Raw genomic sequence first — 24,739 nt, forward strand, 5'->3', positions numbered from 1 at the left:
ACAAAAAGCCTGCACGATTGCAGGGATTTAGGATTAGGAGTGATTCTAAGGAAAAAGCATGTACAATTGCAGGCTTACCACAACCATAGTCACCTTCTCGTTAAAGTTCGCTGCCACCATAAACTTATACTATCTGTTAAATAAGGGAAGACCCAAGTAACTATAGGGACTTCCCTTATTTATTGCGATTGTATGTAAGTCTTTGAATAACTGCTTACTTATGTCGTGTTGTTATCTTACAAAAGGACAAAAAGAAGAGCAATGACCGCAGGTAAACCTTGTACCAGTAAAATCGACTTTTTCGCTGTTGCCCCGCCATACAAGGCAGCAATGATGACACAGATTAAGAAGAAAATCTCAATGGAACGACCTATGGATGCATCTGGATGAACGAGGCCCCAGACAAGACCAGCCGCAAGAAATCCATTGTATAAACCTTGATTAGCAGCAAGAGATTTGGTTTCCTGGGCTTGTTCCTTCGTCATGCCGAAGGCTTTCAAACCGCGAGGTGTCGTCCATAAAAACATTTCCAATATTAAGATGTAAATATGCTCTATGGCTACGATGCCAACAAATAAGGAAGCTAACATGAATACCCCCTCCTTTCAACGTCATTTTACTTGAAAAGTTGTCTCTTGGCTACAGAGCAGATTGTCTTCATCCCCCCTTCATTTTCCGATCAAGATATACTTACCTTGAAGTAAGCGTCGCACCTCAAGGTAACTTAATCACCTATATGTCAGTTCTTACATTTCCCGGGGAATGTCTCTATAATATAAATAGTTAGTAATGATCCCATATTGTACTAGGAGGTTAACAATCATGCAATATCGCAAACTCGGTAACAGCGGTCTCAAAGTCAGTGAAATCAGTCTTGGCAGTTGGCTCACATATGGTGGTTATGTCGGGGAAGACCCTGCCGTTCGTTCGATTGAACAAGCTTATGATTTGGGTGTTAATTTCTTTGATACAGCAAACGTATATGAACGCGGCGAAGCAGAAAAAGTGATGGGTAAAGCACTCTCCTCCTACCCACGGGAATCTTATGTCCTAGCTACAAAAGTGTTTAATACGATGGGTGATGGTCCTAATGATCGCGGTTTATCCCGCAAGCATATTAAAGAACAGGCCGAAGCCAGTCTACGTCGACTGAATGCGGATTACATTGATATTTACTATTGTCATCGCTACGACCCCGAAACTCCGTTAGAAGAAACTTTGCGTGCATTGGACGATTTAGTTACACAAGGCAAGGTTCTCTACATCGGTGTCAGCGAATGGACGCCAGCTCAGATTGTCGATGCTTATGCCATTGCAGACAAGCTTCTGTTAGATAAGCTCATTGTCAATCAACCGATCTACAACCTCTTCAATCGTTACATCGAAAAAGAGATTATCCCACTAGGCGAGTCTAAGGGATTCGGTCAGGTTGTCTTCTCACCGCTTGCACAGGGGCTTCTTACAGGCAAATATCGTGCAGGACAACCAATCGCTGCCGATAGCCGCGCAAGCAGCAAGAATTGGAGCGATAAGCAATTAAACGAAGATTCTTTGAATAAAGTCGCACAACTATCCGGAATCGCCGATGAGCTGGGCATTAAGGTCTCTCAACTGGCCATTGCTTGGATTCTCAGACAAAACAATGTAGCAAGTGCCCTTGTTGGCGCTAGCCGGCCTGAACAAGTCGTTGAAAACTGCGCAGCTAGCGGCATCCGCTTGACGGAAGATGTGTTACAAAAGGTAGAAGACATCCTTCAAGGATGAGGAGTACCCCTAGTTAGCTTGATGAAAACCCTTTACTACGTAAGGGGTTTTTCTTTTATTCATTATTTTCTTGACTAGACAGTCCGAAAAAGGATAATACATCGCGATTATACTAGATTCAATAGGATGAAAAAAAGCCATCCAGGATGCACGCATCTCGAATGGCTGTTCACTTACTTATTCATTTCCTTCATGGAAATGCTCTTTGCAAAACGCTTCTACTGCCGCAACTTCATCATCCTCTAGATCAAAATCCAAATAGAGCTGCGTCGTTTTCTCGTAAAGCTCGTATTTCATAATGCCAGACTTTTCCTCTTCCACGCTATAGATCGCTCTGATATATAATCCGCTTTCCGAGTATAATTCGTCATCTTCCTCAACTTCAATATCAATGAGAAATTCATATCGCTGCCCCGTCAAAATCCCAAATGGATCTTTCACCAATTCCACGGTATAGCTTGTCATTGTAAACACTCAACCACCCCTTCTTCATCTGCAGGTTATAGTATACCTGAAAATATGAAAAAAACTAAACTTTGCAGACGTATCTATTTTTTTATTCTCCATCGTGACTCGACTTCTTCTGTTTTCGCGACCAGTTTTTAGGATTTAAGTACCGTCTATATTTTCTTGCCACTTCTTTACCCAGAATGATGCCGCCTGTCCAGAAGGCAATCTCGCTAACGATAAGTAGACCAGCGATCCAACCAGCCATCTCACTTCCGGTATGAATGAAGAATGGAATCGTAAATGCCGACAAAAGAGCAGCCGCAGAGACGATCAGCAGCGCAATACCCAGTTTTTTCAAATCAAACTCTCCCTACTTTCAACTTCTACCCTTCAACTCTACTTGCCTTTTCCAACATTATCAAGTTTTTAAGATTAATAAATGAAGCATCCGATCTCGAATTCGAAAAAGGTATAGATTGAAAAAAAAGACCGCACAGCCTAAGCTGTTGCGATCTTCATTTCTAGCCATATCCGAAAGCCATCTATTCGCCTACTTAAGGCGCATTCGGTCCTACCTCTGTTACCACCAATGGGTGTTTCACAAAGGGTGTGCTCGAAGACCGTTCATCGGCTCCAATATCAGTCGTGGAGCGTGTTTCCCCATCCATATCTTCTGTCACAAAGGTGTAGGTTCCCAATGCGGCGTTGATCGCCGGACTGGTAGCGGACAATTTTTGCAACCCGTTAACAGTTGTAAGCAACGGATTGATTCCCCAAATTTGGGCGGCCGTCCTTGAGCTATTGTTGCTTACTGTACTGCCGAACCCCATATTCCCTTCGAATACGGTGTTGGTAGTCACAACTTCATCATATAAAGTACCCGTGGAGTTTCTCACGATATTATTAGCCACTCTGCTGTCCTGAGGTGCATACGTTTTACTGGAACCAACAATAATTCCTGTTGTGCTATTAACAATCGTATTGTTGACGACTTGCGCTCGGTAAATTTTCCACTGTGCTCTCAAATCATCAGGCGTTGGATTGGAAGGATACCCGCTCGTACCTCCATCATAATTACCATTGTCAAGAATAATGGCGTTAGCCGTAAGATTCTCCATGTAATTGTTGTATATCTTATGGTCGTTTCCATAAATACGGATTCCCGCTTCTTCCGTTTCTACTCCATCGCCAAGGAAGAAGTTTCCGTAAAAGGAGTTGTTATGACCATGTCTGGAGGTGAGCCCACCTTTGGAGGTCTTGAAAGTATTGTAGCGAACCGTGTTATTACTGCTTTTTACAGAAACGATCTCGGGTTCGCCATCGCAGTTCTCAAATAAATTGTACTGGATGGTATTAAACCCATTGGACAAGGAAATTCCCGATAATCCAAGGCGAATCGTTTCTTTGCCATTAGCCACCCACGGACCCACATCATGAAAGTAATTATACTCGATGACGTCATACTGAGAGATGTTTCCGTTACCATCGCCTTGATAGGCAATTAATGGATCCGTGTCGCTCTTGTTACCGAAGTCATTATGGTCGATTCGATTATGATGACTATTGACTCCACTAACCTGAAGCCAGATGAGGGTTCCTCCGGTTGCTTGCAGTGCGAATTGATTTCGAGTAACTCGAATGTTATTGGATCCATCTAGGAGAAGGGCTGTATTTCCTAAGTTTGTAAATTTAAGCCCCTCGATAACAACATTGGACGAGTTTTGAATTTGGAGAGACGCTCCGCCAGAAATAATGGCTAGCCCTGGATTAGCCGCCTTGATCGTAATGGGGCTGCTCGATGTGCCGTTTTTGTTGCTCAAAACGAAGGGGCCTGTTTGTGAGTAGGTCCCATTAGCGAGAACGATCGTAGTACCCGCGCTTGCATTGCTCAAGGCCGTTGTTAGCTCTGCGGATGTGGAAACAGGAATACCAGGAGTAACAGGAACAACACCATAGATTTCTACCTCCGTGTAACTGTTCCATGTGTTGAGGGAGTTGCCATGCCCAACAATTCGAACATAACGGACTGGCGTTACATCAGGGAAGTCAAAAGTCTGTAAGCTTGTATTCAAACTGCTCGTCACGTTAGTCTGAACTGTTGTAAAATTCACATTATCCGTGGAGGTTTGCATATCGAAACTGGAAGTTCTTGTATCCCCGCTTAAAAATGCAATCTTAATGAAAGCGACTTTTACATTTGAGCCCAAATCGTACTTGATCCATTGCCCATTGCCGTTAGCAGACCAGCGTGTGGTTAAGTTTCCATCTACTGTATTCGCAGGCACATTCCCATCATCCGCACTAGCGGTCACGGATGACCCTGGGACGGAGAATTTCGAGTCCACGGAAGCGCTTGCAGAAGTGTCTCCGTAAATTTCCACTTCGGTGTAGCTATTCCATGCGTTCACGGAGTTGCCATGACCTACAATCCGCACATAGCGGGCGGGGTCTACATCCGGAAAATCAAAAGTTTGCAAGCTTGTATTCAAGCTACTCGTAACGTTAGCCTGAACCGTCGTAAAATTAACATTATCCGTAGATGTTTGTATATCAAAATTCGATGTTCGCGTATCCCCACTTAGAAAAGCGATTTTAATGAAAGATACTTTTTTAACAGAGCCCAAATCGAACTTAATCCATTGCCCGTCTCCGCTAGCAGACCAGCGGGTCGTTAAGCTTCCATCCACCGTATTGGCAGGGACATTCCCATCGTCCGCACTCGCAGTCACGCCAGATGTCGCGACCGCCAATTTAACGTCAGCCGCATAACCTGAAAAAGGGATCATGGCAAGAAACAAACTAACCAATAACATCATAATGCCTGCTTTTTTTCCTTTTCCCATCAAAACATCCTCCTCTAATCTTGGTTTCATTAACGAACAACCAACCTTCTAACCCTTGAACTCCTTTCATCGTCGTCGAGTGCGCACTCACCCTCAATTCTATATAAATCATAGAGATAATAAATCTTCATAATCGTAAATTCATCTTTAAAATCGAAACTACAGACCCTCATTATTTCATTTGGATATTCAAATATGGATGTAAAACAAGAAAAACCTGGCCGTTGGCCAGGTCCTTTGATTCATGCAGCACGGGAGCAGGAAAAAAGGGAGTGTCCTGAGTTACCAGGACATCCCTCCACGACCTTGCCTTCACATTTTCACAACCAAAGCAACGGTTGTCGGATGGCCATATTTCGGCGCACCTCCAAACTCGCAGGGCTTTTATCCAGCTCGTGCCACAGCTTCAGCAAATCATCAGATTTGTAAGCAAGCCCCGCGAATAATAGAAACGATATCCCGACAGGCCAGTCTTCAAAGCACTCCACATCATGCCTGTAAGGCCATGCAGCTTTATTTAACAAATATGGCGTCAAAAAATCGATTCCCTTCCGGACTCCCCTTCCATCGGGTAATTGAAAATCCCATAGGTTATCACTCGGAGTCGAGAGGATGTGGCAGAGAGTGACCAGATTATCCAATGCGAAGATGGAATAAGCGTAAGGCTTAGTTCGCGCCAATTCCCTAGGTAAACTGCCGTTCTGATCCATTTGCTCAACCAGCAGACGGGTCTTGAATTGTTCCCGGCAATATGCAAGCATCTCTTGATTTCCGGTCATCCGTCCAAAGGCAGCTGCTTGCACGAACCAGCAGATCCCATGATTATTGGACGCATCCCTTTCTTCAATACCTTGAGGGTGAGTGCTTATCCAATTCGAGTAACTGGAGAACCAATCAACGAGGCCCCTACTTATAGCTTCGTCCACACGCGAAGACCTTTGTAAAACTTCAAAGGCAACCGTTACGTCGATCAAATGAAGCGTATCGATAATCCCGATTCCCCTTCCCTCACATACGCCAGGAATCGCTTGGGCATACAGCAGATGCGGATTCATTCGGGTCTGTTCATCCAAGAAAAACCCCTTCAAAAGCTGAACCGCTTTGGCCACATACCGTTCATCCTCCGTGATCCGATAGGCCGAAGTCAACCTGACCACATGCGACCTCATTAACCGCAGCATTTTCCGGTGATGATCGAAATTGCCAGGATTACTTTCACCATCTCGGCGAATATACGGCAGTCCGTTTTCCGTATCTGGATTCGGCCACCAGTAATCGCCATTCGAATAATAATCGTGCAAGCCCCCAGGACTTTCAGGAGCAATATGATCTGTTAGATGTATCATCGGGGCGTGAAGCGATTCCTCCGCATCATGAAGAATTTTGTCCATATCAAAGTAATCTTTCCATTGTTCCTTGCGTAATTTTAAGATTATCATCTTCAAGCTCCTCCCCTGCAAAATACTTACTTTCCAAGATCTTCTATGTAAAAGAATTTGGTCTGTGACCCACTAATTCCATAATGGAATTAGTGGGTCACAGACCAGTGATGCTAGAAAATACGATTTTTCCAGCCTAGCAGCTTCGCAATGGCTTCAACGTAATAATAGTCTCCGTAGATCAAGGAAACATCAATGTTCTGTCCGGCGGGGAAGTTGCCAGTTCCGCCAAGCAGGATCGCCTCGTGTTCCGGTTGATCCCATGTCGCATAGTTCTGGGTCAAGGAAAGCAGGATCCGTTCCGCTGCCCGTCGATAAAGTGCGCCCTCAACGGCTGGAAGTGCATCAGCCAGCTCAAGCAAACCAGACGCAGCGCAGGTTGCCGCAGACGTGTCGCGCGGAAGACCCTCCAATGATTCGTCTGCGCGGAAATCCCAATGCGCTACATAATCCTCAGGTAAACAAGCAAGGAAATAGTGTGCTACGCGTCTAGCCGCATGGAGATATTTGGTATCCCCTGTATAACGGTAAGTGTTCGCCATACCATGCAGCGCCCAGGCTTGCCCACGGCTCCAGGAAGAGTGAGGTCCTGCCCCCTGCCCGCCAAGAGATTCGATGAGTTCACCCGACCTAGGGTCAAAGCTAAGAATGTGATTCACAGATCCGTCTTCTCGGATGAAATGTTCCACCACCGTATCCGCATGTGCCTTCCCTACATGCTCAAACCGCGGATCAGCAGACTCTTGTGCAGCCCAAAATAATATGGACAAGTTCATAGACGAATCTACGATAGACCAACCGATTTTTTCTTGATTCCATGCTCTCAGAAATTGACCAGCCAGATTGAAGCGTCCAGTTAAAAAGTTTGCCGCAAACAGCCCCCGGCGCTTACCATCCTGATCACCTGTTAGCTTGTATTTGATAACCGCCGTCGGCAGGAATTGAAAGCCGACATCATGATGATAGTTGTTAGCCTCGATCATCTTCTTTTCAAACTTCTCATCCCAGCCCCAAGCTGCCTTCTTGTAATGCTCCTTACCGGTCATTTCGTGCATAATCCACAGGATGCCAGGCCAAAAACCGGATGTCCACCAATCGTGCCGCATATCATCATAGATACCGTTTTCCTTAGCGACGTGCGGAGATTTATCCCCGAGCTGCTCGATCATTCTATCTACTTTAACCTGCAGCGCCTCCCATACGTGAGGCAGTGCTTCCTTCATACTTGCCGCGTTCTTCCACTTGTCAGCTTGAATCGTTGTCTTGTTCTCCATTCGATTCGCTCCTTTGGTTTATTGTAAGGTGATAAAAGCAGTAGCCAATCCTTCACACTTCGCGCTAACGACCGTAGTCGGTAGATGAGTTACCTTGCCTGCTTTGACCGCAGCCATGGCTGGTCCCCCCGCAGATATGAACGCAGTCTCACCGATAGCAGCTGCACTTCCTCCTAACGGATCGATATAAATCCCCGCACGTCCAGTTGCCAGCTGTACAAGCTTCGAACCATGGATCGTGCCAAGACCATCAAGCAGCTTGCCATCGCCGCTAAGACCAAATCGAATGAAATGAGAAGCATCTGGACAAAAAACACCCTTCTCGTCAAACATACGCGCTTCCACATAGATCCGACCATCATCCTGTTTCACTGACGTAAGCTGAAGCTCCGCCGGGTCCCCCCATGTCTCTGTCTGGTAATTGAAGATCAGCTCATCTTTCACGATGATACCTTCCTTCTCAGCGATAACCTGCACATGGTTCAGGCCAGGATGGAAAGCCGTGCTCCAACGTAGACCCGCACATGGAAAGTCTTTGGAATCTCGCTGTTTCACGCCTAAACTAACCCCGTTAAGGAAAAGCTCTGCCTTAGAGCAATTGGAGTAAACCTTTAGGAGCTTCTGCTCCTCTTCAGCACCCCATCGGACTGGCATCGTGTGACCGTAGATACGCACCATGGGTTCCTTGGACCAGTAGGATTGGAAGACATAAAAGGCTTCTTTCTTCGTCAAATCACGTTCCACGATTCCCTTCATATTCAGATACGGAATCGGTGAGTCCGGACGGACTGGCGTGGCGAAATCCTTGAAGGACCATTGTGCCGCACCTGTCAGCCACTCCATTTCCTCTTGGCATTTTAAATACCAATCGATCATTTCACAGAAGTACGTCTCTGACCAATCCCCGTCTCGAGAAACTCGCGTTTCGCCTCCAGTCAGTAAATAATCCCCGTCTCGCTCCTCTGTAGCTCCATCTCCGTTAGGGATAAACTCGAAACCTGTATACGTTTTCTCCACATGCCGAGTTGGCAAATTATCTGCTCCCCATTCCATATGGAAAAAGGAGTCTACTTGTTCGAAGGCCATCCTGCAGCTTTTCTCGTAATCTGTGTATATCCCTCGATACCACCCTGCCCAAATCGAAGGCGAGTAGACATCAATAATATCTTTGCAAAACTCACATCGCCGTATCGCGGTCAGACGCCCCGTATCCAACTGGTGTGACAGGTCATGAAGCTCTTGCATAAAGCTGCGGATTTCTTCTTGGTCAAAATAATCAAAATCGCATTCCCAATCATTTTCATTGCCAAGCCCCCATAGAATCACGGACGGATGATTGTAATGCTGAGAGATCATCGCGCTTAGCATATCGCGACATTGCTGACGGTAAGCTTCGCCCCCTAACCCTCCACGGCACCAAGGGATTTCCTCCCAAACCAACAGGCCGAGCTCATCGCAAAGATTCAATACAATTCTCGATTGCTGGTAATGCCCGAGCCGAATAAAGTTAGCGCCCATGCTCTTAATCAATTGCATTTCTTCCCGAATCATCTCTTCTGTCATCGCAGGCCCAACACCGGCATGATCCTCATGACGATGAGTTCCGCGAAGCAATAAGCGTTCACCATTAAGCTTGAACGGCCCTTGCTTCATAAACTCAAAGAAACGAACCCCGAATCTCTCGTAAAGCGTTGTCTCTCCATGGACACTCGAAAGTGTCACCTTACAACCATACAAGACAGGTTGATCCGTCGACCAGAGCTGAGGTGTATCAAGCTCGAATACCGTTAGCTCCTTATCCCCATCCCACGGCATTGCGTTCACATTTGAAACCGCTATCACATGACCCGATGGGTCTGTTAGTTGGATCGTCAATTGCAGGTTTTCGTTCAAGCCCCTTGGATTATATAACGCAGCACGAACTTTCACTGTACAGGAAGTTAGCGAATTAGGGCCGGAAACCATCGACTTTTGCAAATCTTGTATGTCCGTCTCGATATGTACTTTCTCCAGCGACACCGCTGGCACATAAACTAAATTCAGATAGCGATACACACCGCCATATAAGTGGAAATCGCTGGCATCTGACGGAATCGTCTCCAGCTCACGGCTGTTATCGCACATGACGGCTACGGGAACTTTCCCCCCATAGCGTTCAATTTCCCGCGCTCGTTCGGCGGCTTCCGTAATATCTACCGTGAATTCATCATACCCACCAAGGTGTTCTCCTACCTGCTCGGTATAAACAAATACATTAGAACGCTGACCAGTTCCTTCGAAGTGCAAGAGCGTTCGCCCATTCGGATACGGGTTGTTCACTTCCAGTTTCGTGCGATACCAGCCCTGCCCTTGATAGTACTTACTGTCCGGGTCCATCGTATCCAAAGCATTGTAAGAGTGCGGAAGCTCTACTTGCTTCCATGGCACGTTATAGTGATTTTGGAGCTTATCGCCCCGCCATACCTCCCATACGCCTCCTAGACTCCCACAGTAATGCTCCCAATTCTGATTCAACCTTTGACCAAGCAATGTCTATCACTCCCACCGAAATTCTTGCCCTCAGTATAGCAAAAATCAATCGAACAGAGTGTAGTGCTCTTATGATAAAATGTTGTTGTATTATGATTTAACAGATTAGAGAAGATGGGAGTCATTCTGAGTATGAAGGTAATGAATTACTTGAACCTGAATCAACATCCGGCACATCTTCAATTTTATCGAAATCGGACGAATGCATTCGCGGAAATCTATCACGCACATCAAGGTATGGAAATCCTCATCGTCCACGAAGGCACCGGTACAGTCATTGTGGAACAACAAATTTTCGATCTGGCTCCAGGTGTGCTCTTTTACTTCAGACCTTTTCAGCTTCATCGGATACGTATGAACGAAGCAGCCCATCAAGCGTACATCCGATCATTTTTCGTATTCGAACCCGATGTGCTTGATGGCTGTTTGGCGGCGTTCCCTTCCACACGTGAATTTTTCCAGAAGCTTTGGAGAGACCCCCTATCGATTCAAATGATAAGTGGACTAGATACGGAGGCTCTTCATAACATACTCCAAGCACACCAGCATGCAATTGAGCATGCCAAACCGGAACAATTGCTCGAAGAGCAATTATTCTTCTTAACCAACTTGATGCATCATCTGAAAACTTCCTATCCAAGAACCGGTTATCCCCTAAACTCCGAACGTAATGCCAAAGTAAAGTCATCATCCATTGCTGAGAAGGTCATGGGATGGATCGAAATCCATTACATGGAGCCATTTGAACTCAATCAACTCGCACAGGCTATTCATTTATCACCAAATCACATATCCGCGGTATTTAAGCAAATTGTAGGCAGCAGCATAACCGAATATTTGACTGCTAGACGCATTCGTCAAGCCTGCTTATTGCTTAAAACAAGCGACATCTCTATCCAGGGAATCGGGCTGGCTGTCGGGCTGGGAAACTTCTCTTATTTTTGCCAAATGTTCAAGAAACACGTAGGATTGACCCCCTGTCAGTTTAAAAGGACGTCAGGCCAACCCTAATATGAAAAGACCAAAGAGGACTATTCCATAGCCCTCAATCTTTTCTTAGCGTCCTACGGACTCTTTTTGATCCGCATGATAATATTTAAATAACCTCAGATTTTTCAAGCTATTTGGTAAGGCATCCTTTTTTGATTCAAGCACTTCTGATGGCAATTTGAACAATGTTGCTATGTTTTTGGGGAGTGTTTGGTTGGGGACAGGCACTTTCTTTCTACCGGGGACAAAGTTTTTAAACGAAGCGATCTGGAAGCCCCAATCTCCGAAGGAAGGGACATAAACAAAGTAGCTTTTCGTCTTCATGCCTATGCTTCTCAATGTATGATGAATGCTCCAATAGACACGCGGCATATCTTCTGTCGAATTGGATTGGATGACAATCATACCACCTGGCGCAAGCGATTTAACTACGCGTTGAAAGAATTCTTTCGTGTACAGCTTACTAATCACTTTGTCTGATGGATCGGGAAAATCAACGATAATCACCTGATAGGATTTAGAAGTAGGGAAAAACAATTTAGCATCCATTTGATGAATCTTCACGCGCTTATCAAATAATGATCGATGATTTAATGTAGATATGGGTTTTCTTTTGGCTATTTTGATAATTTTGGGATCCAACTCCACCAAATCAACCGTTTTTACATCCTTGTATTTAAGCACTTCTCTTACTGCGAATCCATCGCCTCCGCCTAATATCAATACATGCCGTCGTCCAGTTGACATCGTCATTGCCGGGTGAACAAGTGCCTCATGATAAAAACGTTCATCCAATGAACTGAATTGCAGCTGCTTATCTAGATACATCCTTACATCTTTCGCTTCGAGCAAGACAATATTTTGAAACCGACTTTTACCTTTATATATGATTTTAGGTTTCCTTTGCATTAAATGCTTTAGTGTGTATTGATCCCATATATCCCCCCGCATTTGATTAAGCTTTGGTTTTCTAGCTATTACCTTTTTAATCTTACTTGGAGTCTTTGTCATTTTTTGCAATGATTTCACCTCACATCATCTTTTCAGTTCCCTTGAGTTTCCCACACAAATTAAAATTATGATATGCCATATTTTTCGGGAAAGTGTGGGCTGCATGCAGACAAGGGAAAGAGAATTGAATCTATCGCTTTATGATCGGCTAAATCATTGGGTCCAAAGAATGAATGGGGTGCAGGATTCCCTTATAGGCAAAAGAAGCATTGCCGGTTTCTTCTGAAACGACAAGCACAAGAGCATCGGTTCGCTCTGTCAAACCTATCGCGGCACGGTGTCGTGTCCCCATCTTCTTTTCAACCGTAATATTAGATACTGGCAGCACATTCGCAGCCGAAACGATTCGATCGGATTGAATTAAAAGGGCTCCATCATGCAGCGGGTTGCCAGGATAAAAGATGGCTTCCACTAACGAGTACGTCAATGTTGCTTCCAACCTAATGCCAGAGTGCATAAACATATCCAGCAGATCGTTCCTCTGGATCACGATCAAAGCACCATGCCTTCGTTCCGACAGATGCTGAATGCAAATGGACAAGTCTAAATAATGGGTTGTGAATGAGGATAAATAACATTGCAAATAGAAGGAAGCAGCTATGGATTCGACTTGTTTGAAGGCTTCGCGAATGTCGTCAAATCGACTTAAAAGACAGTTGTTTTCATCATTATCTAAGGTATCCAAGCTGCACTCTATTTCAGCAGAAATGTGGCGCAATTGTTGCTTCAACTGTTCTTTCATCGGGGATATATCGCAATTTTCTTGCTGCACTCGGCACACCTCAGAACTTGATTTTATATTCACGAATAAGTTGATCAACCACGGTATTCTTATCATTTACTATGTCAAATAATGAAGAAAAAACTCGCTCTATTGAAAAATAGCGAGTTTTGGGGCATGTTCATTTTCCAATTCAAATTAAAACCTTGCGACTATTAAGATGCTGTCACATTATTGACCGTTTGCGTTGCCGTTTTGGTCAGATTATTCAATAAAGGATTGTGAACGATTGCATTTCCGGCTTGTGTGCCGAGCCTTTGTCCTAGACTGTTACCCAATATACCACCGATAACGGATCCAACGACGGTCCCAACACCAGGAAGAACCGTAGTTCCAAGCATCGCTCCATACTCAATACCGGCCATGATGCCGAATGCCCCTGTTACATTTCCCGTTGTTTTCACGGCAAATTCTTTTTTATCCATTTGTCCCTTTGTTAAATCCCTCACATCTTGTAATTCAGATATTCCTCCGGAAATAAGACCTGCCCATAATGAGCCACCTTGTAACATGTGATCTCTCCTTCTTTTTTATTTTTCACATATGAAAGTATGCCCCATTCCTTTGAAAATTCATTAAATCAGACACTTCCAACATTACCCTCATATTTCTTTCGGGATCGGATCTTCTGTTACCCTCATACTTTCCATCTGCTCAGATGGAAACGGGGAAGCCGCTTCTTTGATTTGGTCCTTCATCTCGAGCCACGCTCCCGTACCTTTAACCGCAAATTTGCGTACGGCTTTTCTACCTTCTGGAGATACAGCAAGTACGAGTGCCGCTGCTCCTAGGATAATTCCGAATAGAGATTTACTTTTCATAGGTTAACCCTCCAACAAAAATTTATTTAAATAATTCCATAAAATGAAATTTTTTATACGAAATAAGTTCCTAAGTTTCAGGAAGTTAACAAATGAATATTTGAATTATGGACTGTGAATAATACCCAAATCAATATCCAAGTCAATTCATCATGGGGTAAGGAGAGTAAAGGGATGTATTCATTGCAAAGCAAGAACAGATTTCTCCACGTTTTGCCGGGGAGATTACGCATGGAAATCTGCGGCCTGAAGGGAAGCAAGCTTACTGCCGATCTACTTATCAAAAGCTTCTCGACATGTAAAGGAATTTACAAAGCAGAGCCATGTATTCTAACAGGCAGATTGCTTCTTCTTTACGATGAAAAGCGGATTTCACAACAAGATATTTTCGGGATTATCCGAACTACGGAAGAACAGGTTTGCCTTCAGAATACCCCAGGGCACGCCCTTGACAACGTCGTTTCTATGAAGGAAGAAGTAAAGCAGGAAGTTGCAGCAGCACAAGATGTTGACCTTGAACTACCTGAAGACATCAGAGTTCTTCCTCAATTGCAAATCCCAAGTACGAATCCAATCGCAGGGAAAATCCCCCTCCCTCTGGCTTTGTCTATGGGCGGGCTGGCTATTCTGGGAGCGAAGCAATTGTTTATGGGACGCTCGGCATTGGCAAGAAGTCCGGCTCCTTTCTATCTATCGGCTCTCGTTTCCGTCATAACGGGTTACCCGTTCTTAAAGCGTGGCGTTCAGAACTTCTCAGACAAGAAACAAATAAATTCCGATCTTATTTTAGGAACAAGTGCGTTAGCTCTCGCACTTATACGCGAAAACTTAGTCGTGTTAGCTGGTTTAAGTCTGTTACAATTCGTTAACTGGAAGAGAAGTCAGTCTGTCTTACAATCGAAACAAGATGTTTCCTTGTCGCCCGATATTCAAGTGTACAGTGAAAGGGCCAGCAAATTGGGAATGATCGCCGCCGGAGTAACATGGGCGGTAACCCGAAATCCGCTGCGTGCAATCGCTGTTCTTCTGGCAGCAAATCCGCGGCCCATGACTTTACCCGCTGCATGTGCTTGGAATCAAGCTGGTCTTGTTTCTGATGAAAGAAATTATGTCCTTCCGGCAAAAGGATCATTGTCTCAACTTGCACGTACGAAAACCATGTTAATTGAAGACTCATCTCTCCTATTTGACCCTCCGGAAATTGAAGAAATAGAGTGTCTGACAGTGAATGAATCAGACGCAGATAAAATTGTTTGTTATGCAGCGTCATTGATGGCCAAAAGCAACCATCCTTGGAAAGATGAGATATGGAACAAGGCCAAACAATCGTGTCGTACGATTCGCACCGCATTTCATGTCGAAGAAGATGAACAAGGAATGAAAGGAAAAATAAATGATTCCCGCATTTTGCTCGGCAGTTTCAAGTATTTTGAGGAGCATGGCATTGATTGCTCCGCATTTGAGTTAAAAGCAAAAAGACTGGTGAAGAAGGGCAGCAGTGTCCTGTTCGTAGGAAAGCAAGGAATCAAGAACAATGAATGTTTAGGTCTAATTGTCAGACATCAAGAAACCGCCATCAATGAACAAGGGCTTACAGCGGCATCTTTTTTAGAAAAAGGTTGGCGCATCCAGTTATTACATAACAGTTTGCAAATCAGTGATGAATTGCTTTCCCGGTTCGGCATGGAAGTAAATTGGTTAGGACTAGAGCATGGTGAAATCATTGAAAAAATCGCCGCCATGCAGCAGCAAGGCGAGGAAGTATTATTTGTCTCAAGTACAGAGGAAAATTCGATCAATGCTTTTTTCAAAGAAGCAGGCTTAGCCTCAATTTCCGTTAATGAGTTGAAACGTATTCAGGAAAGTGCTACGTACGCCGAGATCATTGATCAAACCGTAAACCAACATGCTTCTGTTTCGAAAAAGTGGAATATATTAGGCAGCGCATTAGCGACGTTCGGAATGATGAGCGCCCCTATCGTCAATTTAGCTGCAGATGCTTTATCTCTTGTATTTATGTCCAGATCGAAAAAAATAAGCGAATCATTCCCAGCCTTATCATCAAATACGTACCAACCAGAAATAGCTGCTGCTTTGGAGGCTCCTCCTATTTGGCATGCCCTTTCAAGTGAACAAATCACCCGAGATTTCCATGTCGATCCAAAGCAGGGTCTGACGACTGAGCAAGTTGTTTCGCTCCGAAATCGTTATGGTTCGAACCAGCTTGAAAGCAAACAACCAACCCCTTGGCTCGTCTCCTATTTGGGACAATTCAAGGAATTTACAACTCTCATTCTGCTCGGCACCTCAGTTCTAGCTCTATTTACTGGCGGCGTATTCGATGGCATTGCCATGGGATCTATCCTTCTCGCTAATGCTGCCATTGGGACGATTCAGGAGCGAAAAGCGGAGAAGGTCGTCGAGACGCTGAATCAATTTCAACCGCCGGTCTGCCGAACAATAAGAGACGGCAAGCAGACAGAAATGTCTGCAGCTGAATTGATACCTGGCGATATCGTTAGCTTTGAAGCTGGGGATCGTGTCCCAGCCGATATACGTTTGATTAGCTCAAGGAGTTTGCGTGTCAACGAAGCCGCCCTAACGGGGGAATCGTTACCCATTGAAAAAAACGAATCTGCTTTGAGGGAAGATTGTCCTCTGTCCGATCGGAGAAATATGCTTTTCATGGGGACGGATGTATGCGCGGGTAAAGGGATCGGTGTCGTTGTACATACCGGCATGCAAACCGAGATGGGCCATTTAATGTCCCTTATGAAGAATCATGACAAAGAAGTTACTCCCTTGCAGGAAAAGGTAACGTCTATAAGCAAAAAATTTGTCAAAGGCGCTCTTGTGGCTGGCGGACTTGTCTTCATAACCGGACTGCTGCGCGGTATACCGATTACGCAAATGATTACGACTTCCATCACGCTGGCTGCTTCTGCTATTCCCGAAGGACTTCCTGTTACGATTACTATTGCTTTAAGTGCGGGAATTTTCCGAATGGCTAAGAAAAACGCGTTGATTAGAAAGCTTTCTTCCTTGGAAACATTAGGTAGAACAACGATCATTTGCACCGATAAGACAGGCACTTTAACTAAAAATGAGATGACCGTTAAAGCCCTTTCGACGGTTGATCGGGCATGGACAATCACAGGTGACGGGTATGATCCGACAGGTCAGTTCGAAGAGGTCATGCCCGAAGTGGCAGCCACTTCCGCTGCTGCTGTCCAATCGGATATGCAGGATCATCACCATAATCCTGATTTGAAGCGACTTCTCCAAATCTGTGTGCTGTGTAATAACAGCAAACTCGAACAAGAGGAAGGAAGATGGATAACCAAAGGAGATCCAACCGAAGGAGCACTTCTCACGCTGGCCGCCAAAACCGGATTATGGGAAAAGAATATGTCCCATTGGCATCGCGGACTTGAAATACCGTTTGACTCGGGCACGGCCAAAATGAGTGTTATCTGTAAAGACACGATGACTGAGCAGGAATGTTTCCTGTTTTCAAAAGGAGCCGTTGAAACCATCGTTCGCCATTGCAACCGATATCAAAAGAATGGTGAAATTTTCCCACTATCGGAAGAGCAAAAACAGCTTATTTTACAACAGAATGAGAAACTTTCTTCAGATGCCTTGCGCGTACTTGCCTTCGCTTATCGTCCCATGGATGAACATACGAATGAGGAGGGAATGGACGAGAAGGAAATGATTTATGTAGGTATGGCAGGGATGATGGACCCTCCGAAAAACGACGTTGCACACAATATCCAAGAGGCTCTGGAGTTAGGCGTGAAGCCCGTTATGATCACAGGTGATCATCCGATTACCGCCATTGCCATCGCGAAGCAGCTTGGCATCTATAATGGTTCTCAGAATGTTATTAGTGGGTATGAGCTTGAACGTTTATCGGATGATGAACTGGATCGGATTATCGACCAAATCACTATTTTTGCGAGGGTTACACCGGAACATAAACTTCGAATCGTTACTGCTTTTCAAAAGCATGGACATATTGTTGCCATGACGGGCGACGGCGTTAATGATACCCCTGCTATCAAACAAGCCAACGTTGGGATTGCAATGGGACGAACAGGAACGGAAGTTACCAAAGAAACGGCGGATATGGTCTTAACCGGAGATCATTTTGGAACAATAGTTGATGGTGTTAAAGAAGGCCGAACGATCATAGGCAATATCCGTAAAGCACTTGGATGTTTATTGACCGGTAATTTAGCAGAGATTATCGTAACTAGCGCTGCTGTCATGGTCGGACTGCCGATTCCTTTAGTCCCCATTCAAATATTGCTGATGAATTTGCTGACGGATGCTTTGCCCGCGATGATTTTGGCTGTAAATCCAGGAAATAAGACCAAACAGACGAAACGAAATGATATCGTTGATAAGGCATTGTATCAAAAAGTGATCACCAGAGGACTCCTTCTTGGATTAGGTTCAATTGGCTTATTTGCGGCAAGTATTGCTGCTGGGGCACCTATTCCGGTTGCGCAAAGCATGGCATTCGCGACGCTTGTTGCGGGACAATTGATCCAAACCTTTTCGTGGCGTCAAGAAGGTTCGGAGGAAACGGTTCGCGATTGGACGAAGGACCGGTTTTTAATTGGTGCACTTGGCATCTCTTGGCTGACTTTACTTGCTGCCTTGTATATACCGCCTTTAGCCGGATTTTTCCATACCGCCCCCCTCTCTTTCCAACATTGGATTCCCATTATCGGGGTAGCCGGATCTGTATCGATTTTATCAAAACCGCTGCTTTCCCTCATTAAGAGAATTCAAGACAATAAAACTTTGCCATCCATGGGCGAATATGCGAGTGCTGCGGTTTCATAACCGAAGCACTATGAATTCAAGAATAACCAAATAAACTTCGAGGGTGGATACACATGATTCAAAAGAACATAGACAAAATTATTATCGGTTCCGCCCTGGCTGTAGCTGCCTCCGCCTTACTCCCCATTGCTAAATCTACCTTGCGGCCTCTCGCCGCAGCCGGCATGCAGGGTAGTGGCGGCTTGTTACATCAGGCCAGATCCCTACTTCAAATGGCTCGGGAAGAAGTGGAAGATATTGTAGCAGAAGCTCAGTTTGAAAGAATGAAAAAGCAGCTTGATAAAGAAATCGCATCGCTTAATGACGAAGAGAAATGACATGATAAATGAGGTGAATACTGGCAACATGGAACAAAGTATAGATTTTCATTTGCGAGAAGCCTTATCTCATCTGGAAGCTGCGTTAAACCAAAGTGTACGAAGTGTCCTTGAGAACGATGGCGCAAAAAAAGAAGTAGGCCTGAAATGGGAGAAATTTCTTGGTGAATTTATAGGCCAGGTTCGAGATAAGGGTAAGAAATCACGGATCAATCTACTTGGGTTTATTACCTTTCCTCGCATTCGTTAATAACAAAAAGAACGTCTCTTATGCACAAAGCTGCGAATAGAGGCGTTTCTTTGCTTGGTTCCATTGCTAATTGCGTTTATTCTTAACTGTGATGACTCCAAGTTTTTTACCAAGCCACATGTACAATGGATTCTTGATAAGAATAGCCTCCTTCTTAAATGTTAGTCATTTTAAGATATTTTTCTCGAGGCTGTTCCTAGATATACGGTTAATTAATTACCAATCCTTTGGAGTCCGAGAGGTCTGTTAAGCTACAGCCTGCTTTCCCGCTTTACTTCCTCGACGATTGCTTTAACCCCCTTGTCGATTTGATCCGAATCTGTTTTTGATATGCTGATCCGCAAAAACTTCTCCCTTTCTAGAAAATCCGATAAATAAAATCCTTTTCCAGACACAACACTGACATCCCTTGCTGTAAGACGCTTTATTAACTGCTCTAGATTGACTGTTTGCGGCAGCTTAAACTGCATATAAATCCCCGAGCTAACGTCCGATACTTCTATCAAGCCAGTATCATCATGCCTCTGTACGGCTTCATTCAAGAAACGAATCCGAGCTTCGTATTGGCTTTTTATATTATGTTTATGCCGTGTGTACATGCCGTTGTTGATGTACACCTCGAGTGCAGCCTGGGACAAAAGCGAGGTGTCACCGTAACTAATGTACGAACGAAATGTCTCGAGCAACCGTTCCGGCAAAACAGCCGCTCCCAAGCGCAAGCCCGGGAAAATGATTTTCGAAAAGCTTTTCAAATAAACAATGTGTGAAGTTCTGTTGTATGCATAGATGGAATCAAACCCCTTTGCTTCGCCTAAGTCGGCCATATAATCGTCTTCCACGACGAACACATTATATTTGCTGGCCAAATTGGCGATCGCCCTCCTCTCCTCCACACGATACGAGGTTCCAAGCGGATTATGGCATCTCGACATCGTATAAAAAAATTTAATTCCGCCGTTTTTGAACTTCATCTCCAATTCCCGCAAATCAATACCTTTCGACGTACGGGCAATTCCGCAAACCGGGATACGCTCCGCCTCAAGATAACGCAAATAATAATCATAACTCGGCTGCTCGACCAAGATGATCGTGTTTCCGTTCGGAAACGGCATTTTTGTCAAAATTTCCAATGCCTTCTGTGCGCCCGAAGTGACGACAATCGACTCCGCTTTTGCAAATACTTGACTGTCGGCCAAATGAGAGACAAGCGTCTGGCGCAGTTGAATCATTCCTTGCGGTTCACCGTATGTGAATAATTGGTATTTATAAGTATCAATCGCTTTGTTCAAGCAGTGTTGGAAATCCAAATACGGAAACAAGTGCAGATCCGGAGACGCCGAGGCAAAATCGATCTTTTCGTCAATCGTTCTGTTACGCCTATCCGCTAAATTTTCAACGACGTAAAAGCCGCTTTGCGGGATCGAATAGACCGCGTGGCGCTTCTCCAGTTCTGCATAGACGCGTGTGATCGTACTTAGGCTGCAGTCGTACATCTTCATAGCAGCGCGGACAGAAGGCAGCTTTTGGCCTGAATGGTAATGACCATCTAAGATTTTCTGCTCCATTTCAGAAAGAATAGACATATATTTTTTCACGCTGCGCCTCTTTTCGGATAGGAAGAATTGATCCAATTTTTTCTCACCATTATACACGACCTAACTGTATCGATACACTTATCGAAATCGTGCATTGTTCGGATGTACATTTCGTCTTACATTTATATACAACGGATATGACATTCATTGAATAGGATCCAGGTCGTAGAAGGAGGAAACCATCATGAAAAACCAAATGAAACTTGCTTATCTTGCTGCGGTACTGAACGCAGTGATCGTCGGACTTTCTTTCTTATTTACCAAAGTAGCACTCGAATACGCTAACCCCCTCGATACGCTAATGAATCGCTTTGCAGCTTCGTTCATCATCATGTCGATTCCTGTTGCGTTCGGCTGGATCAAGCTTACTTACCGTGGTAAACCGTTGGCTAAAGTGTTACTGCTCGCAACGATGTACCCGATTGGATTTTTTACACTTCAAGCATTTGGGCTGCAGAGCGCCACCTCTTCCGAAGGAGGTATTGTATTCGCCATTACACCGGTCTTGACGATACTACTTGCCTTTGTATTTTTGAAGGAAACCACAACCGTTATGCAGAAGCTATCGATCTTCCTCTCGGTGTTCGGCGTCATGTTCATCTTTATTATGAAGGGAAGCCGTCTCGATTTGTCGAACCTGACAGGCCTATCCCTATTGTTCTTATCCTGCCTGGCTTTAGCGGGATACAGTGTTTTAGCTAAGTCCTTACTAAGGACGTTCAACCCAATGGAAATCACCTACTTGATGCTCGGAATCGGCTTCATCACTTTTCTTATTGGTTCAGTTTCTAATCATTTAACCGCCGGAACGATAGATCTCTTAGTTAAACCGCTCACCAACGGTACTTTCCTCTTGTCAATCTTTTACCTTGGCGTGTTTTCCTCACTCATAACAGCGCTCCTTTCCAACTATAGCTTGTCAAAATTGGAAGCTTCAAAAACAAGTGTATTCTCCAATCTGTCGACTATCGTCTCCATCGCGGCCGGCGCACTATTTCTCGGGGAACAAATCACGATATATTCCATCATCGGTTCGCTGTTGATCATAACGGGAGTTATGGGAACAAATCGTTTTGGAGCGAAAAGGAATAAAGCCGTAAATGTTCAAGCAGGTCAAGTAGAAGCGTGAATCTTTTATTATAAAAATAGGAGTGAATTTAATATGTCATCCATTAACCAAACCGATTTTTTGACCATCGTCAAGGAACGTCATTCCGTCAAACATTATGACGCTTCACACAATATGAGCGAACAAGAGATTAAGGAACTTCTGGAGATTGCGATAAGCGCACCTTCAGCCTGGAACCTTCAACATTGGAAGTTTCTCGCCATTATCGACCAAGCGGCCAAAGAGAAGCTGCTGCCTATCGCTTACGGCCAGAAGCAAGTCGTCGAGGCAGCAGTCGTGGTCGCCATACTTGGAGACCTTCAAGCCAATCTGAACGCCGAAGCCATCTATGGCCCGGATGTAGCAGCTGGCCTATTGCCTGAGAAGGTCAAGCTGAGCATTTTCGACCAAATTGAATACCAATACAACAATGTGCCCACTGCTCCACGCGATGAAGCCATTCGCAATGCATCCTTAGCCGCGATGCAGCTTATGCTCGCCGCCAAGGCGAAAGGACTTGATTCAGGTCCGATGGGCGGATACGATGCCGAACAATTCGTCGAAGCGTTCGACGTCCCGTCCCGGTATGTTCCGGTCATGCTGGTCGCGATTGGCAAAGCAGCCCAACCTGCACGTCCGAGCTCTCGCCTCCCAGTGGAACAGACGATTGTCTGGAATCATTTCTGAGCATGGCAGCATCCCTGAATGCATTATTTCGTAAACGAATCGGTCTTTCGGCAAACATAAACTTGACGATTGAAAGCTTGCATTTCATTCTCGAAAAAACAGCAACAACCATCCCTTTCGAAAATTTTAGTATAATTGAACACAGAACGTTGCCTTCGATTCCCAAAATCCAATAAGCGATATGGCGGAATGCAAAGATATACAAAAGATTATCGCAGAACATCCGGAATCTCGATTTAATAAGCATCGGTTAATTACAAAAATGACAAAAGGCGGAAATATAACATTAACTGATCATTCTTTTACACAATGGGATCATGGGATAATGACGAAAGAGGACATCGACAGCGTGAGATTTAAATTGTTATTGAATCCGTATTTTGGGATGTAACTCCTACCAATTCCATTGCCACACACTTTCTCGTTATTTACAGACTAACATGATCAGCAAAAATAACCTTGGCCGACTATCGGCCAAGGCTATTTGCTTACGAGCGAATCCGATCCGATTCGCGATTAGTGACTCAACATCATCGCCGGGTCCGGATTGTCCCCTCCGGCGGTTCCGTCTTCTTCCTGCATCTTCGGTTTACGCAGAAGGAGCGTCAGTGCGACACCCGCTGTCGCGATGCACGCGGACAGGAAGAACGTGTCGCCGTAACCCGCAACGACGGCGTTCAGCGGATTCGCGTTCGCTCCCTCGCTTGCGGCGTGGGAAGTGATTTGCGATGTCAGATAACCCGTCAAGCCCGCGACCGCGAACGAGACGACGACTTGCTGAGCTGCTGTTGTTAGCGGTGTAACGCGGCTCACCAGACGGCGAGGCGCAGAGTTCAGGACATGCGTGTTGAGCGGCATCATGGAGAAGCCCATGCCGAGACCCATGATGCAGATACACAAGATGATAACCCACAGCGAGGTATCCACCGATATGCCGGACAAGATGAACAGGGAAATAGATACGACGGCAAGACCGGCGAAGGCGAGCGGACGCGCGCCGATCTTGTCGAACAGCCGGCCGCTGATCGGCATGCCGATTCCCGCGCATAGCGCCTGCGGCATCAGGATCCAGCCCGTTTCAAGCGCGGTGTAGTGCATGACACTTTGCAGGTACAGCGGCACGATCAGCATTGCGCCGAACAGCGCGAGCTGTACGATCCACGTCAAGATGATGCTGCGTGTAAAGTCGGACGATTTAAATACTTTCAGCTCCAGCAGCGGCTGCTTCTGTGACAGTTCCACGAAGATGAAGAGGATGAGCGCAACGCCGCCGACAGTCAAGCCCGTGATTGTCGAAGCACTGGACCAACTGGTGCCGCCTTCGCTTACGCCGTACGCCAGCATGGAGAAGGCGATCGGCGCGAGGCACATGCCGATGACGTCCAGATGCGGCGCCGTATGACGGTCTGATTTCGGCAAATATTTATACCCAAGAATGAAGGCGATAATGCCGATCGGCAGATTGATGATGAAAATCCAGTGCCAGCTGACAGAATCGACCAGCCAGCCGGATAGCACCGGACCGAACGCCGGTGCCATCAGCATGGGGATGCCGAGTACGCCCATGATAGATCCGCGGCGCTCTGGAGGCGCGAGCTTGAACACCATGGCCATCCCGATCGGGGACACCATGCCGCCGCCTAAGCCTTGAATGATGCGGTAAATGATTAGCTGTTCCGGAGTTTGCGCGATGCCGCACAACACGGAGCCGATCGTGAACAGAGCGATCGTAATCATGAAAATTTGCTTGGAGCCGAATTTATCGGTCATCCAGCCTGCAAGCGGGATAACGGCAGATAAGGCCAGCGTATAGCCAGTGACGGTCCATTGGATCGTCTTCAGATCGGTGTTGAAGTAATCAACGAGTTTCGGAATGGCATTATTGACGACAGTGCTGTCCAGAATAACCATGATCATGCCGACAATAATCGCCATAAGCGGCGGAAGAATGGCTTTCAGCGAGAAGTCGTCTCCGCCGGCTACCATCTGTTTTGTTTGTGTAGGAGCTGACATAAGTCCCTGC

General features: G+C 45.4%; 21 protein-coding genes. 8 read left to right on the forward strand and 13 right to left on the reverse strand.

Annotated elements, in window-relative coordinates; genetic code table 11:
- Positions 1–236 precede the first annotated feature (236 nt).
- Positions 237–590, reverse strand: coding sequence for a DUF1304 domain-containing protein (locus tag NYR53_RS24710; RefSeq protein ID WP_261301789.1), 354 nt, complete (start codon positions 588–590; stop codon positions 237–239).
- Positions 591–822: 232 nt separating this feature from the next.
- Here NYR53_RS24710 and NYR53_RS24715 point away from each other — a divergent pair, with 232 nt between their 5' ends.
- Positions 823–1,764: an aldo/keto reductase family protein gene (locus tag NYR53_RS24715; RefSeq protein ID WP_261301790.1), complete on the forward strand. Its 942-nt coding sequence runs from the start codon at positions 823–825 to the stop codon at positions 1,762–1,764.
- Between the two features lie 177 nt (positions 1,765–1,941).
- On the opposite strand, the gene NYR53_RS24720 is transcribed toward NYR53_RS24715, so the two are convergent.
- From NYR53_RS24720 to NYR53_RS24745, 6 genes are all read right to left on the reverse strand, one after another.
- Complete coding sequence (locus NYR53_RS24720; RefSeq protein ID WP_437180197.1) at positions 1,942–2,229, reverse strand: DUF6509 family protein; 288 nt, start codon at positions 2,227–2,229, stop codon at positions 1,942–1,944.
- A 91-nt stretch (positions 2,230–2,320) separates the two neighbouring features.
- Positions 2,321–2,572 (reverse strand): transporter suffix domain-containing protein, encoded by a 252-nt coding sequence (locus NYR53_RS24725; protein ID WP_261301791.1) that lies wholly within the window; start codon positions 2,570–2,572, stop codon positions 2,321–2,323.
- 196 nt (positions 2,573–2,768) lie between these two features.
- Positions 2,769–5,057, reverse strand: a complete 2,289-nt coding sequence (locus NYR53_RS24730) for a chondroitinase-B domain-containing protein (RefSeq protein WP_261301792.1) — start codon at positions 5,055–5,057, stop codon at positions 2,769–2,771.
- 320 nt (positions 5,058–5,377) lie between these two features.
- Complete coding sequence (locus NYR53_RS24735; RefSeq protein ID WP_261301793.1) at positions 5,378–6,496, reverse strand: alginate lyase family protein; 1,119 nt, start codon at positions 6,494–6,496, stop codon at positions 5,378–5,380.
- Between the two features lie 113 nt (positions 6,497–6,609).
- On the reverse strand, positions 6,610–7,719 hold the full coding sequence (locus NYR53_RS24740; protein WP_261306511.1) for a glycoside hydrolase family 88 protein: 1,110 nt from the start codon (positions 7,717–7,719) through the stop codon (positions 6,610–6,612).
- A 69-nt stretch (positions 7,720–7,788) separates the two neighbouring features.
- Positions 7,789–10,197 (reverse strand): glycoside hydrolase family 2 TIM barrel-domain containing protein, encoded by a 2,409-nt coding sequence (locus NYR53_RS24745; RefSeq protein WP_261301794.1) that lies wholly within the window; start codon positions 10,195–10,197, stop codon positions 7,789–7,791.
- Between the two features lie 234 nt (positions 10,198–10,431).
- On the opposite strand from NYR53_RS24745, the gene NYR53_RS24750 reads away from it, so the two are divergent.
- Positions 10,432–11,310 carry a helix-turn-helix domain-containing protein gene (locus NYR53_RS24750; protein ID WP_261301795.1) on the forward strand — a complete coding sequence of 293 codons (879 nt, stop codon included), beginning with the start codon at positions 10,432–10,434 and terminating at the stop codon, positions 11,308–11,310.
- Positions 11,311–11,355: 45 nt separating this feature from the next.
- Here NYR53_RS24750 and NYR53_RS24755 read toward each other — a convergent pair whose 3' ends face one another.
- From NYR53_RS24755 to NYR53_RS24770, 4 genes are all read right to left on the reverse strand, one after another.
- Positions 11,356–12,198, reverse strand: a complete 843-nt coding sequence (locus NYR53_RS24755; protein WP_261301796.1) for a fused MFS/spermidine synthase — start codon at positions 12,196–12,198, stop codon at positions 11,356–11,358.
- A gap of 250 nt (positions 12,199–12,448) precedes the next feature.
- Positions 12,449–13,072 carry a sporulation-specific diadenylate cyclase CdaS gene (cdaS, locus tag NYR53_RS24760; RefSeq protein ID WP_261301797.1) on the reverse strand — a complete coding sequence of 208 codons (624 nt, stop codon included), beginning with the start codon at positions 13,070–13,072 and terminating at the stop codon, positions 12,449–12,451.
- Between the two features lie 164 nt (positions 13,073–13,236).
- Positions 13,237–13,593, reverse strand: a complete 357-nt coding sequence (locus tag NYR53_RS24765; RefSeq protein WP_261301798.1) for a glycine zipper domain-containing protein — start codon at positions 13,591–13,593, stop codon at positions 13,237–13,239.
- Positions 13,594–13,683: 90 nt separating this feature from the next.
- On the reverse strand, positions 13,684–13,902 hold the full coding sequence (locus NYR53_RS24770; protein ID WP_261301799.1) for a hypothetical protein: 219 nt from the start codon (positions 13,900–13,902) through the stop codon (positions 13,684–13,686).
- A gap of 174 nt (positions 13,903–14,076) precedes the next feature.
- On the opposite strand from NYR53_RS24770, the gene NYR53_RS24775 reads away from it, so the two are divergent.
- From NYR53_RS24775 to NYR53_RS24785, 3 genes are read left to right on the forward strand one after another with little or no spacing between them, the layout of a single operon-like run.
- Positions 14,077–18,759, forward strand: coding sequence for a cation-translocating P-type ATPase (locus NYR53_RS24775; protein WP_261301800.1), 4,683 nt, complete (start codon positions 14,077–14,079; stop codon positions 18,757–18,759).
- Between the two features lie 53 nt (positions 18,760–18,812).
- The gene (locus NYR53_RS24780) at positions 18,813–19,076 is read left to right on the forward strand and encodes a DUF5132 domain-containing protein (RefSeq protein WP_261301801.1); all 264 of its coding nucleotides are present in this window, start codon (positions 18,813–18,815) and stop codon (positions 19,074–19,076) included.
- Positions 19,060–19,326 carry a hypothetical protein gene (locus NYR53_RS24785; RefSeq protein WP_261301802.1) on the forward strand — a complete coding sequence of 89 codons (267 nt, stop codon included), beginning with the start codon at positions 19,060–19,062 and terminating at the stop codon, positions 19,324–19,326. Before NYR53_RS24780 ends, NYR53_RS24785 begins: the two co-directional genes overlap by 17 nt.
- Positions 19,327–19,577: 251 nt before the next feature.
- Here NYR53_RS24785 and NYR53_RS24790 read toward each other — a convergent pair whose 3' ends face one another.
- The gene (locus NYR53_RS24790) at positions 19,578–20,921 is read right to left on the reverse strand and encodes an aminotransferase-like domain-containing protein (RefSeq protein ID WP_261301803.1); all 1,344 of its coding nucleotides are present in this window, start codon (positions 20,919–20,921) and stop codon (positions 19,578–19,580) included.
- Between the two features lie 184 nt (positions 20,922–21,105).
- Here NYR53_RS24790 and NYR53_RS24795 point away from each other — a divergent pair, with 184 nt between their 5' ends.
- From NYR53_RS24795 to NYR53_RS24805, 3 genes are all read left to right on the forward strand, one after another.
- Complete coding sequence (locus NYR53_RS24795) at positions 21,106–22,050, forward strand: DMT family transporter (protein WP_437180071.1); 945 nt, start codon at positions 21,106–21,108, stop codon at positions 22,048–22,050.
- A gap of 33 nt (positions 22,051–22,083) precedes the next feature.
- A complete protein-coding gene (locus tag NYR53_RS24800; protein ID WP_261301804.1) occupies positions 22,084–22,716 on the forward strand; it encodes a nitroreductase family protein in 633 nt (210 codons plus the stop codon).
- Positions 22,717–22,897: 181 nt separating this feature from the next.
- Positions 22,898–23,107 carry an arylamine N-acetyltransferase gene (locus NYR53_RS24805; RefSeq protein ID WP_261301805.1) on the forward strand — a complete coding sequence of 70 codons (210 nt, stop codon included), beginning with the start codon at positions 22,898–22,900 and terminating at the stop codon, positions 23,105–23,107.
- A 125-nt stretch (positions 23,108–23,232) separates the two neighbouring features.
- Here NYR53_RS24805 and NYR53_RS24810 read toward each other — a convergent pair whose 3' ends face one another.
- Complete coding sequence (locus NYR53_RS24810) at positions 23,233–24,702, reverse strand: MDR family MFS transporter (RefSeq protein ID WP_261301806.1); 1,470 nt, start codon at positions 24,700–24,702, stop codon at positions 23,233–23,235.
- Positions 24,703–24,739 lie beyond the last annotated feature (37 nt).

This window comes from Paenibacillus andongensis, assembly GCF_025369935.1.
Classification (GTDB): domain Bacteria; phylum Bacillota; class Bacilli; order Paenibacillales; family NBRC-103111; genus Paenibacillus_E; species Paenibacillus_E andongensis.